9 protein-coding genes and 1 pseudogene are annotated in these 11,813 nt (G+C 63.6%); 7 read left to right on the forward strand and 3 right to left on the reverse strand.

Going from position 1 to position 11,813, the window contains the following annotated elements; genetic code table 11:
- Positions 1–86 precede the first annotated feature (86 nt).
- On the reverse strand, positions 87–1,256 hold the full coding sequence (locus A9K71_RS15510; protein WP_066997143.1) for a cystathionine beta-lyase: 1,170 nt from the start codon (positions 1,254–1,256) through the stop codon (positions 87–89).
- A gap of 579 nt (positions 1,257–1,835) precedes the next feature.
- Between A9K71_RS15510 and A9K71_RS15515 the strand changes: the two genes are divergently transcribed.
- The 5 genes from A9K71_RS15515 (at position 1,836) to A9K71_RS15535 (ending at position 7,023) form a co-directional block, all read left to right on the forward strand.
- Positions 1,836–2,864 carry an amino acid ABC transporter substrate-binding protein gene (locus A9K71_RS15515; RefSeq protein ID WP_066997146.1) on the forward strand — a complete coding sequence of 343 codons (1,029 nt, stop codon included), beginning with the start codon at positions 1,836–1,838 and terminating at the stop codon, positions 2,862–2,864.
- A 62-nt stretch (positions 2,865–2,926) separates the two neighbouring features.
- Positions 2,927–4,114, forward strand: coding sequence for an amino acid ABC transporter permease (locus tag A9K71_RS15520; protein WP_066997149.1), 1,188 nt, complete (start codon positions 2,927–2,929; stop codon positions 4,112–4,114).
- 4 nt (positions 4,115–4,118) lie between these two features.
- The gene (locus tag A9K71_RS15525; protein ID WP_066997152.1) at positions 4,119–5,276 is read left to right on the forward strand and encodes an amino acid ABC transporter permease; all 1,158 of its coding nucleotides are present in this window, start codon (positions 4,119–4,121) and stop codon (positions 5,274–5,276) included.
- Positions 5,277–5,291: 15 nt separating this feature from the next.
- Entirely contained in the window at positions 5,292–6,095 is an 804-nt protein-coding gene (locus A9K71_RS15530) for an amino acid ABC transporter ATP-binding protein (RefSeq protein ID WP_066997155.1), read from the forward strand.
- A 259-nt stretch (positions 6,096–6,354) separates the two neighbouring features.
- On the forward strand, positions 6,355–7,023 hold the full coding sequence (locus tag A9K71_RS15535; protein ID WP_066997158.1) for a TIGR02117 family protein: 669 nt from the start codon (positions 6,355–6,357) through the stop codon (positions 7,021–7,023).
- Positions 7,024–7,264: 241 nt separating this feature from the next.
- Here the strand turns inward: A9K71_RS15535 and A9K71_RS15540 are convergent, their stop codons facing one another.
- Both A9K71_RS15540 and A9K71_RS15545 read right to left on the reverse strand, forming a co-directional pair.
- Positions 7,265–8,500: an FAD-dependent monooxygenase gene (locus tag A9K71_RS15540; RefSeq protein ID WP_066997161.1), complete on the reverse strand. Its 1,236-nt coding sequence runs from the start codon at positions 8,498–8,500 to the stop codon at positions 7,265–7,267.
- Between the two features lie 26 nt (positions 8,501–8,526).
- A complete protein-coding gene (locus A9K71_RS15545) occupies positions 8,527–8,772 on the reverse strand; it encodes a zinc-finger domain-containing protein (protein ID WP_066997164.1) in 246 nt (81 codons plus the stop codon).
- Positions 8,773–9,012: 240 nt separating this feature from the next.
- Here A9K71_RS15545 and A9K71_RS15550 point away from each other — a divergent pair, with 240 nt between their 5' ends.
- Both A9K71_RS15550 and A9K71_RS15555 read left to right on the forward strand, forming a co-directional pair.
- Entirely contained in the window at positions 9,013–11,208 is a 2,196-nt protein-coding gene (locus A9K71_RS15550) for an RNA degradosome polyphosphate kinase (protein ID WP_066997167.1), read from the forward strand.
- A pseudogene (locus A9K71_RS15555) lies at positions 11,205–11,813 on the forward strand (exopolyphosphatase); the annotation flags it as partial. The gene A9K71_RS15550 and the pseudogene A9K71_RS15555, both read left to right, overlap by 4 nt.

Below are 11,813 nucleotides of genomic sequence, written 5' to 3' on the forward strand. Positions count from 1 at the left end.
GCTGCCAGCGGCCTCGGCTTTCTCAATCGCGCCAAGGTCTTACGGCCGTCCGCGGATTCAGTTTGGCAACGGCACTAGCCCGTCGCTCAGGCCTCGGCCGCGGCGGCGAGGCCGCGCTGAAGGTCGGCCTTGAGGTCGTCGACGTCTTCCAGCCCGATCTGCAGGCGGATCAGCGGCCCGGCATAGGAGCCCTTGGCGATGGTGCGGTCCCCCAGAAAGACCGGCACGGCAAGGCTCTCATAGCCGCCCCAGGAGTAGCCGAGGCCGAAGATGGTCAGCGCGTCGAGGAAGGCGTGCTGCGCCTTCTGTCGGCCGCCATTCAGAACGATCGAAAAGACGCCGCTCGAGCCGCAGAAATCGCGCTTCCAGAGCGCGTGGTCGGGATGACTCGGCAGCGCCGGATGCAGCACCTGCGCCACGCCCGGTTGCTCCTCCAGCCAGCGCGCGATTTCGAGCGCGCTCTTCTGGTGCTGCTCCAGCCTCACCCCCATGGTGCGCAGGCCGCGCAGCGTCTGATAGATGTCGTCCGGGCCCGAACAGCAGCCCAGCGTGCAGAACCCTTCATAGAGCTGCTTCCAGCAAGCCTCATTGGCCGAGACCAGGCCGAGCAGCACGTCCGAATGGCCGGCCGGGTATTTGGTTGCCGCATGGATCGAGATGTCGACGCCGTGGTCGAGCGGCTTGAAGTAGAGCGGCGTCGCCCAGGTGTTGTCCATCATGACGATGGCATTTGCTGCATGCGCCGCCTTGGCGATCGCCGGAATGTCCTGCACCTCATAGGTGTTCGATCCCGGCGACTCGGTGAACACCACCTTGGTGTTGGGCTTGATCAGCGAAGCAATCCCGGCGCCGATGCGCGGATCGTAATATTCGACTTCGATACCGAGCCGCTTCAGCATGGTATCGGCGAAATTCCGCGTCGGGTGATAGACCGAATCGACGATCAAAACATGGTCGCCGGCCGAGACGAAGGTGAGCAGGGGAATCGTCACCGCAGCCAGTCCCGACGGCACGGCGATCGTGCCGGCCGAGCCTTCCAGCGCATCGACGGCGAGCGTGAGCGCATCCATCGTCGGTGTGCCGCGCGTGCCGTAGGTGTATTTCTGGCTTCGCGAGGCCATCGAGGCGGCGTCGGGGTAAAGCACCGTCGAGGCATGCACGACCGGCGGATTGACGAAGCCGAAATAGTCGCGCGGGTTATTGCCGGAATGGGCAAGCCGCGTGTTGATGCCGATGTTGCTGCCGTCTGTCGCCATAGTTCGTCGCTCGTCGCCCATAGTTCGTCGCTCGTCGCAGTGTGTCAGGAGCTCAGCCATAGAGCGGTGGAACTGGTCGCGCAACCGCTGCGAACCTGCCAAGCGATGGTGTTTGGATGGGCCAAATGAGAGGTCGCCGGCTCACCTTTCGTGCCCCTTGCAGGCCTCCGGCGACGATGCGCCGGAGGCAGCCCGGCGCGCCTTTCTTCGCTACGAATCACGCCAGTCCTTCCATTGGCGCCAACAAGTAGTAAGAGGCGGGAGTTCAGGTAATGGCCAAAATTTCGATGGCGCCGGACTTGCCAGTCCCGGCTGCAGCTCTTGACCAATTTGCGAGCGCTTTTGGCTGCAATTCGGTGATTTGCGGCAATCGGTTTTCAAACGTGTCGCAATTCGGTCATTTCCCTTGACCTCACAGGAATAATCGCCTTCGATGCGTTTCGTGAATGGGAGGCAGTGCATCGGCGAAACGATGCGGGTCCGGGAGCGGGCCTAAGTGGGAGCTGCATTCACAAACGAAAAAAGATCAAGCGTCGCCTGCAATTAGGGGCGCCTGTAACAGAAAAGGGTCTGTGGGTCATGAAACACATTGCATTGGGCATGCTTGGCGCCGCCGCGCTCGGGCTCATGGCGTCCGCCGCTTCGGCCGGCACGCTCGACACCGTCAAGCAGAAGGGCTTCATCCAGTGCGGCGTCTCGACCGGCCTCGCCGGCTTCTCGGCGCCGGACGACAAGGGCGACTGGAAGGGCATCGATGCGGATTTCTGCCGCGCCGTCGCGGCCGCCGTCTTCGGTGACGGCTCCAAGGTCAAGTTCACGCCGCTCAGCGCCAAGGAGCGTTTCACCGCCCTCCAGTCGGGCGAGATCGATATCCTCTCGCGCAACACCACCTGGACGAGCAACCGCGACAGCGCGCTCGGCCTCGATTTTGTCGGCGTCACCTATTATGACGGCCAGGGCTTCATGATCAACGCCAAGAAGCTGCCAGGTGTGAACTCCGCGCTGCAGCTTTCGGGCGCCGCGGTCTGCGTGCAGAGCGGCACCACCACGGAGCTCAACCTCGCCGACTACTTCAAGAAGAACAAGATGGAGTACAACCCCGTCGTGTTCGAGAAGCTGGAAGAGGTCAACGCCGCCTATGATTCCGGTCGCTGCGACGCCTACACCACCGACCAGTCCGGCCTCTACGGCATCCGCCTGACGCTCTCCTCGCCCGCCGACCACGTCGTGCTGCCCGAGATCATCTCCAAGGAACCGCTCGGCCCGGCCGTGCGCCAGGGCGACGATCAATGGGCCCACATCGCGCGGTGGACGTATTTCGCGCTGCTCAATGCCGAGGAAGCCGGCATCACGCAGGCCAATGTCGAGGAGATGAAGTCGTCGACCGATCCGAACATCCAGCGCCTCCTTGGCACTGAGCCCGATGGCAAATACGGCGCCGATCTCGGCCTCTCCAACGACTGGGTTGTCAACATCATCAAGGCGGTCGGCAACTACGGTGAAATGTTTGAGCGCAATGTCGGCTCGGGTAGCCCGCTCAAGATCGCGCGCGGCATCAACGCTCTGTGGACGAAGGGCGGCCTGCAATATGGTCCGCCGGTTCGCTGATTGAAATGTGATCCGGGAGGCAGGTCGTCTGCCTCCCGGTTTCTCTTTTCAGGGGATCGTCTATGGCTTCGCAGGAAATCCTTCGGCAGGAGCCGGGTCGCGGCTCCTTCATCAATGACCCGAAAATACGCGCCCTGTTCTTTCAGACGCTGGTCGTAATTCTTCTGTTCGTTTCGATCTGGTGGATCGTCAACAACGTCATCGAGAACCTCCAGCGCCTTCATATCGCTTCAGGCTTCCAGTTCCTCAGGAACAGGGCCGGTTTCGATATCTCCGACACGCCGATTGCCTATACGTCGGACGCAACCTATGGCCGTGCGCTCATCGTCGGCTTGCTCAACACAATCATCGTTGCCGCCGCCGGCATTGTCCTGGCCACCATAGTCGGCTTCATCATTGGCATCGGCCGGCTATCGCAAAATTGGCTGATCCGTAAGATCTGCACGGTCTATGTCGAGATCTTCCGCAATATCCCGCCGCTGCTGGTCATCTTCTTCTGGTATTCGGGCGTGCTCGCGGTGCTGCCGCCGCCGCGCGAGAGCTATCACCTGCCGTTCGGCTCCTTCCTCAACCAGCGCGGCTTCTATTTTCCGCGCGGTGTCTGGGGCGACGGCTCCTGGCTGGTTCTGGTCGCTTTCGTCGTGGCGCTCGCCATGGCGTGGTTTGTCGCGCACCGGGCGCGCCAGCGGCAGATGGCCACCGGCCAGCAATTTCCGGTGTTCTGGACCTCGGTCGCCCTGATCGTCGGCCTGCCCGTGCTCGCCTTCCTGCTCGCCGGCATGCCGCTTACCTTCGACTTCCCGAAGCAGTCGACCTTCAATCTGACAGGCGGATTTCAGATCAAGCCTGAGTTCCTGTCGCTCCTGCTGGCGCTTTCCTTCTACACGGCCGCCTTCATCGCCGAGATCGTGCGCGCCGGCATCAAGGGCGTGAGCAAAGGCCAGAGCGAAGCGGCGGCTGCACTCGGCCTGCGTGCCGGCCCGATCCTGCGCCTGGTGGTGATCCCGCAGGCGATGCGCATCGTCATCCCGCCGCTCACCAGCCAGTATCTGAACCTGACCAAGAACTCGTCGCTGGCGATCGCCATCGGCTACCCCGATCTCACCGCCACCGCCGGCACGGTGCTCAACCAGACCGGCCAGGCGGTCGAGGGCGTGTTTCTCATGATGATCGCCTATCTGGTGCTGAGCCTCGTCACCTCTGCAGTGATGAACGTGGTCAACGCCAGGATGGCGCTGGTGGAGAGGTAGAGCCATGCAGGAACACGACATGTCCTGGGTGCGCACCGAGATGACGCTGGCGCAGCCGGCGCCTCCTGGCGAGCGCGGCGCCTATGCCTGGGTGCGCAAGAACCTGACCGCCTCGGTTGGCGACACTATCCTGACCATCCTCGGCATCGCCATAGTCGCCTGGATCCTGCCGCAGGTCATCAACTGGGCCTTCATAAACGCAGTGTGGACCGGGCCGGACCGCACGGTCTGCGCCACCGTCTCGCAAGGCGGTATCCAGCCCGACGGCTGGACCGGCGCCTGCTGGGCTTTCGTCAACGCCAAGTTCGGCCAGTTCATGTTCGGCACCTATCACATCGAGGAACGCTGGCGGCCTATCCTGGTCGCCATCCTGTTCGTGGTGTTGCTGGTGCCTATGCTGATCCCGCGCGTGCCGCGCAAGGGGCTGAACGCCATCCTGCTCTTCCTCGTGCTGCCGGTCGTCGCCCACTTCCTTTTGGTCGGCGGCGTGTTCGGCCTGCCGCATGTCGAGACCTCGCGCTGGGGTGGGCTGCTGGTGACGCTCAGCCTCTCCTTCGTTGGTATGGCCGTGTCGCTGCCCCTGGGCATCGCTCTGGCGCTCGGCCGTCGCTCCCAGATGCCGATCGTCAAATGGCTTTGCGTCGTCTTCATCGAGACGGTGCGCGGCATTCCGCTGATCACCGTGCTGTTCTTCGCGAGCGTCATGCTGCCGCTTTTCCTTCCCGAGGGCGTTACCTTCGACAAGTACCTCAGGGCGCTGATCGGCGTGTCGCTGTTTGCCGCCGCCTATATGGCGGAAGTGGTGCGCGGCGGCCTCCAGGCGATCCCGAAGGGCCAGTATGAGGGCGCCGATTCGCTCGGCCTCGGCTATTGGCAGAAGATGGGCTTGATCGTGCTGCCGCAGGCGCTGAAGCTGGTCATTCCCGGCATCGTCAACACCTTCATCGGCATGTTCAAGGATACCAGCCTGGTGCTCATCATCTCGATGTTCGACCTGCTCGGCGTGGTGAAGCAGAATTTCTCCGATCCCAACTGGGCGACGCCGCAGACCCCGAAGTCCGGCCTGATCTTCGCCGCCTTCGTGTTCTGGCTGTTCTGCTTCGGCATGTCGCGCTATTCAATGTACACCGAGCGCCGGCTGGACACCGGCTACAAACGATAAAAAGGGGAATTGGCCATGGCCACCGAAAACGCCGTCAGCGCGGAAGACCTCAAGGTCGACGCCAAGAAGATGCACATCTCGACGACAGATGTCGCCATCGACATCGTCGGCATGCACAAATGGTATGGCGAGTTCCATGTGCTGAAGGACATCAACCTCAAGGTGATGCGTGGCGAGCGCATCGTCATCTGCGGTCCGTCCGGCTCCGGCAAGTCGACCATGATCCGCTGCATCAACCGCCTGGAAGAGCACCAGAAGGGCAAGATCATCGTCGACGGCAAGGAACTCACCAACGATCTGAAGAAGATCGACGAGGTGCGCCGCGAGGTCGGCATGGTGTTCCAGCACTTCAATCTGTTCCCGCATCTGACAATCCTGGAGAACTGCACGCTGGCGCCGATCTGGGTGCGCAAGACGCCGAAGAAGCAGGCCGAGGAAATCGCCATGCATTTCCTGAAGCGCGTCAAGATCCCGGAGCAGGCCAACAAATATCCTGGACAGCTCTCCGGCGGCCAGCAGCAGCGCGTGGCGATCGCCCGCTCGCTCTGCATGAACCCGCGCATCATGCTGTTCGACGAGCCGACCTCGGCGCTCGACCCGGAAATGATCAAGGAAGTGCTGGAGACGATGGTTGGCCTTGCCGAAGAAGGCATGACCATGCTGTGCGTCACCCACGAGATGGGCTTTGCCCGCAAGGTCGCCAACCGGGTGATCTTCATGGATCAGGGCCAGATCGTCGAGCAGAACACGCCGGCCGAGTTCTTCGATAATCCGCGCCATGAGCGCACGAAACTGTTCCTGTCGCAGATCCTGCACTGAAGCGGCGGCCGGTAACAGGGTGCTCGAAGCGCCTCTCCGCTTCGTCATTCTAGGGCGGAGCAAGGAGCGAAGCGACGCGGCGCAGACCCTAGAATCCATGCCGTGACATCGGGGCTTCGTTGCGGTTCAGAATTCTGCGCCGTTGCGCCCTACGGCAAAGGTCACGGCATGGATCCTCGGGTCAAGCCCGAGGATGACGAAGTCACGAACGGCTTCGGCCAGTCTCGCGGCGGCAAATGCGACGGACCTACCGCGCCTGATGCGAAAATTCCTGCGATACCTTGCGACATTAGTGGCGGCGGCGCCTCTAGCCGCGGCGATCGGAACATTGGTGCCGCACCCGCTCTGGCCGGCAGCGAGAGCCGCAGGCGAGAGCACCCGGCACATACTGGTTCTGAAGAACGCGATCCATACCGACATTGCGATACCGCTGGATTATGATGTACGCCGGCGCTTCCGTTTTCTCGTCGAGGCCGGCCAGCCTGCCGATGCGCCGGCCGCACGCTATTTCGTCTTCGGCTGGGGCGGCCGCGCCTTCTATCTGGAGACGCCAAACTGGTCCGAACTGAAGGCCGCGCCTGTCTTGAAGGCGCTGACGCTCGATGCCTCGGTCATGCATGTCGACGTCGCCGGCGCAATTGAAGAGCCGCATCCCAACGTCGCCGGCTTCGACATCGACGAGGCGCATTTCTCCGCGCTGCTCGATTACATTCAAGCGAATTTCCAACAGGGGTCGAACGGGCCGATGGTTATCGACAGTGCTGCCTATTCCAGCTTCGATCGCTTCTATGAGGCCAATGGCAATTTCAACGCGCTGATCGGCTGCAACACCTGGACGACGGCGGCACTGCGCACCGCCGGCCTGCGCACCGGCTGGTGGAACCCGTTGCCGGTGTCGCTGGGGGTGTCGTTGAGGTTGTATGATTGAGGTGGCGCTCCGCGAATGGCAAGTATCGCGTTCCTTCGCGCCCCCCTCTGTCCTGCCGGACATCTCCCCCACGAGGGGGGAGATTCGCAGTTGGAGCGCCGGCTCTTATCCTGCAACGTTGACCATTGGCGAAGGCAGCGGTGACAGCTGATCTCCCCCCAAGTGGGGGAGATGTCCGGCAGGACAGAGGGGGGCGCTGTCCCGCCGGCCAATCCAATTTTGTCGGCCGCCCGCTAGGCCCCTACCGCCGCACCACCTTCCGCTCTTCCCATCCATAGAGCCAGTCGAGATCAGCCGCGAGTTTCTCCGCCGGGCGCGTCGCCAGCACGAAATTGCGCGCGATCGCAACCGGGCCCCATGCGTGCCAGGCCATGCGGTTGAGCGCGCCGCGTCTGAGCACCTTCTCGATGCGCGGGCGCCTGCGATTTTCCCATGTGGAGAGGTTCTGCCGCGGATCGCCGGCGAAGTCGGCGACCAGATCGGCGAGCGTCGCGGCATCCTCGATCGCCATCGCCGCGCCCTGCGCCGCGAACGGGGTCATGGCGTGCGCCGCGTCTCCGATCAGGGCTACGCCCTGCGGCATCGTCCAGCGCGTCTGCTCGACGGTGTGGATCGGAAACGCCGTCCATGGCCCGGCAAGCGCGACAAGCCTTGCCAGCGCGGGCGACGTGCCGCGCATGGCGCTGGCGAGAATGGCGGGATCGGCATGGCCGGACCAGCCTTCGGCGATGCGCTCGCCCTTGGTGAAAGCGGCGAGGTTGAAGTCGCTGCCTTTGCTCACCGGATAGGCGACCATATGGAAGCCGGGATGGAGGAAGGCGGTGATGCAGTCGCCGGCGGCGATCGCCGCAAAAGCCTGGCCGGCGGCGCTTGTCGCTGCGACCGTTGCGCGCCAGGCCAGCTCGCCCGAGAAGCGGTTCTTCCCGAAGGCCGGCTCTCGACCCGCAAGCAGCCTGCGAACCGACGACCAGACGCCGTCGGCGCCGATCAGCAGGCCGCCGGCGGCCTCGATGCTGCCGCCATCCGTTTCAGCGGCGACGGCGATGTCTTGCGGCTGAACAGCGACGTCCGTCACCCGCGCGCCGGTGACGAGTTGGATCTCGGGATGCTCTGCCATGCGCGCCGCCAGCGCGGCCTGCAGGTCGGCGCGGTGCGCCACCAGATAGGGCGCGCCCCAGCGCTCTTCGCCGGTCTGGCCGAGCGGCACGCGCGCCAGTTCCCGCAAGGTGGCGGCGTCCTTCAGCACCACCGCTTCCGGGCGGATGGCGCTCAGCCGCAACCGGTCGAGCGCGCCGAGCCGGCTGAGCATACGGGTCGAGTTGGGGGAAAGCTGGATGCCGGCGCCCACCGCTTCGAGCTGGCTGGCCTGTTCCAGCACCGTGACGGCATGGCCGTGTTCGGCAAAGGCAAGAGCTGCCGTCAGTCCGGCGATACCGGCCCCGGCGATGACGACCTGCCGGGACCGCGCCGCCTCCATGGTCTAGCGGTCACCCAGATCCGCGATCAGGCGGCCTGGTCGATATAGAGGCAGCCGGCAGGCTCGGTTTCCGTCGCCTTCAGCTTCGGCGAATAGCGATAGAGCGTCGAGCAGTACGGGCAGACCTTTTCATTGTCGTCCCCCATGTCGAGGAATACATGCGGATGGTCGAAAGGCGGATTGGCGCCGGTGCACATGAATTCCTTGACGCCGATATCGATCGCCGGATGGCCCGCGTCGTTCTGGAAATGGGGAATGGTACCGCCTGCCATCGTCGTCTCCTTCAGTTCGGCCCGTTTGCATCTGGATCATAACCGGCCGGTTTGCAAGATCGATGAAATGAAACTGTCGCAAAAGGCTGGCAGAGGATAAGTTGAGCCGGTTAAGCGCATGAGGCCGGAAACAAAGCGATTCCGTGACATCATGCGTCATAAAAGCGTGTTAGAGCGTGCATAGCGCGTCCGGCGGCGTATGGCGCTCATAGAACGACCTTGTGGCCAAGAGCAGGAACCATGAACGAACTGAAGCCGGTGCAGAGCGAGTTCATCACCGTCGAGGCGGCGAGCCCGGACGGCGGCAATCCAGACCGTTTCGTCAACCGCGAGTTTTCCTGGCTGCAGTTCAACCGCCGGGTGCTCGAGGAATCGCTGAACGAGCATCACCCGCTGCTCGAGCGCGTCCGCTTCCTGTCGATCTCGGCCGCAAATCTTGACGAGTTCTTCATGGTGCGCGTGGCCGGCCTCGCCGGTCAGGTGCGCGAGGGCATCGCGTTGAAGAGCCCGGACGGCCGCACGCCCGAGCAGCAGTTGGAGCAATTGCTGCGCGAGGTCGAGCGCCTGCAGGAAGACCAGCAGAAGAGCCTGTCGGCTCTGATGGAGCTGCTCAACAAGGAAGGCATCGAAAGCATCCCCCGCGACGGCCTGACCAAGGACGAGAAGGCGTGGCTGGAGGAGCATTTCCAGGATCAGGTTTTCCCGGTGCTGACGCCGCTGTCGATCGACCCGGCGCACCCGTTCCCGTTCATCCCCAATCTCGGTTTCTCGATGGCGCTGCAGCTGCGCCACCGCAAGAACGGCGAGGAGATGAGCGCGCTCTTGCGCTTGCCGGTGGCGCTACGGCGTTTCATCCGTCTGCCCGACCGCAAGCATCATGTCCGCTTCATCCCGCTGGAAGAAGCGGTCGGCCTCTATATCGGCAAGCTCTTCCCTGGATATGAGGTCAAGGGCTCGGGCACGTTCCGCATCATCCGCGACAGCGATATCGAGGTGGAGGAGGAATCGGAAGACCTCGTTCGCCTGTTCGAGACGGCGCTGAAGCGCCGCCGCCGCGGCTCCGTTATCCGCATCGAATTCGACACGCTGATGCCGGCCGAGTTGCGCGACTTCGTCGCCGGCGAGCTCGGAGTGTCGTCGAGCCGCATCAGCGTGCTCACCGGGCCGCTGGCGCTCAACCAGATCTCCGAGATCGTCGCCATCCCGCGCGACGACCTCAAATTCACGCCCTACAACCCGCGCTTTCCCGAGCGCATTCGCGAGCATGGCGGCGACTGCCTGGCCGCGATCCGCGAGAAGGACATCATCGTCCACCACCCCTACGAATCGTTCGACGTCGTGGTGCAGTTCCTGCGCCAGGCGGCGGCCGATCCGGAAGTCGTCGCCATCAAGCAGACGCTCTACCGCACCTCGAACGACAGCCCGATCGTGCGGGCGTTGATCGACGCGGCGGAGGCCGGCAAGTCGGTGACGGCGCTCGTCGAGCTCAAGGCGCGCTTCGATGAAGAGGCCAATATCCGCTGGGCGCGCGACCTCGAGCGCGCCGGCGTCCAGGTCGTGTTCGGCTTCCTGGAGTTGAAGACACACGCCAAGATGTCGCTGGTGGTCCGCCGCGAGGACGGCCGGCTGCGCAATTACGTGCATCTCGGCACCGGCAACTATCATCCGGTCACCGCCCGCATCTACACCGATCTGTCCTTCTTCACCACCGACCCGACGATCGCGCGCGATGTCGCGCAGATCTTCAACTTCATCACCGGCTACGCCGAGCCTGCCGAGGAGATGCGTCTTGCGGTGTCGCCGTTCACGCTGCGCGACCGCATCCTCAGGCACATCGCCGAGGAGATCGCCCATGCGCTCGAAGGCAGGCCGGCCCGTATCTGGATGAAGATGAACGCGCTCGTCGATCCGACCGTCATCGACGCTCTCTATGACGCCAGCCGCGCCGGCGTCGAGATCGATCTCGTCGTGCGCGGCATCTGCTGCCTGAGGCCGCAGGTGCCGGGTCTTTCCGAGAACATCAGGGTGAAGTCGATTGTCGGCCGCTTCCTAGAGCACAGCCGCATCTACTGCTTCGGCAACGGCCACGGTCTGCCGTCCGACGAAGCGATCGTCTACATCTCCTCGGCCGATATCATGCCGCGCAATCTCGACCGCCGCGTCGAGACCCTGGTGCCGATCACCAATCCGACTGTGCATGAACAGGTGCTTGGCCAGATCATGCTCGGCAACATCATGGACAATCAGCAAAGTTTCGACGTATTGGCTGATGGCACCTCCCGGCGCGCCGCGCTCGAGGAGGGCGAGGAACCGTTCAACGCGCAGGAATATTTCATGACCAATCCGAGCCTTTCCGGACGGGGTGACGCGCTGAAATCGCATGCGCCAAGGCGCATTGCCCAGTTCAAGCGCCGCAAGAAGAACGGCGCCGCGTGATTTCAGTCTCGCAGGGCCGGCTCCAGGACCGGCGGCCGCTGTCGATCATCGACATCGGATCGAACTCGATCCGCCTCGTCGTCTATGAAGGGCTGGCGCGCTCGCCGACGATGCTGTTCAACGAAAAGATGCTGGCCGGCCTCGGCCGCGGCATCGTTTCGACGGGCAAGCTCGATCCCGAGGCGGTGACGCGCTCGATGGAGGAGTTCCGCCGTTTTCGCGCGCTTTCCGATCAAGCCGGCGCCGAGCACATCTATGTGCTGGCGACCGCGGCCGCCCGCGAGGCGGTCAACGGCCCGGACTTCATCCACCGCGCCGAGGATGTGCTGAAGACCGAGATCCGCGTGCTTTCCGGCCGCCAGGAAGCGCATTATTCGGCGCTCGGCATCATTTCCGGTTTCTATCCGGCCAACGGCATCGCCGGCGACCTTGGCGGCGGCAGCCTGGAACTCGTCGACATCAATGGCGAGGCGATCGGCGACGGTATCACGCTGCCGCTCGGCGGCCTGCGCCTGCAGGACATGGCGAAGAACTCTCTCGTCCAGGCGCAGAAGATCGCGCGCCAGGAGCTGGCGCGGGCGAAGCTTTTGAAGGGTGGGCAGGGC

The sequence above is a fragment of the Mesorhizobium sp. WSM3873 genome (assembly GCF_001672445.1).
Classification (GTDB): Bacteria; Pseudomonadota; Alphaproteobacteria; order Rhizobiales; family Rhizobiaceae; genus Mesorhizobium.

Bases quoted from the DNA above. Each gene is read 5' to 3' on its own strand.
- A9K71_RS15510 (WP_066997143.1), bottom strand. From the start codon at position 1,256: ATGGCGACAGACGGCAGCAACATCGGCATCAACACGCGGCTTGCCCAT.
- A9K71_RS15520 (WP_066997149.1), top strand. From the start codon at position 2,927: ATGGCTTCGCAGGAAATCCTTCGGCAGGAGCCGGGTCGCGGCTCCTTC.
- A9K71_RS15545 (WP_066997164.1), bottom strand. From the start codon at position 8,772: ATGGCAGGCGGTACCATTCCCCATTTCCAGAACGACGCGGGCCATCCG.
- A9K71_RS15525 (WP_066997152.1), top strand. From the start codon at position 4,119: ATGCAGGAACACGACATGTCCTGGGTGCGCACCGAGATGACGCTGGCG.
- A9K71_RS15515 (WP_066997146.1), top strand. From the start codon at position 1,836: ATGAAACACATTGCATTGGGCATGCTTGGCGCCGCCGCGCTCGGGCTC.
- A9K71_RS15530 (WP_066997155.1), top strand. From the start codon at position 5,292: ATGGCCACCGAAAACGCCGTCAGCGCGGAAGACCTCAAGGTCGACGCC.
- A9K71_RS15540 (WP_066997161.1), bottom strand. From the start codon at position 8,500: ATGGAGGCGGCGCGGTCCCGGCAGGTCGTCATCGCCGGGGCCGGTATC.
- A9K71_RS15535 (WP_066997158.1), top strand. From the start codon at position 6,355: ATGCGAAAATTCCTGCGATACCTTGCGACATTAGTGGCGGCGGCGCCT.
- A9K71_RS15550 (WP_066997167.1), top strand. From the start codon at position 9,013: ATGAACGAACTGAAGCCGGTGCAGAGCGAGTTCATCACCGTCGAGGCG.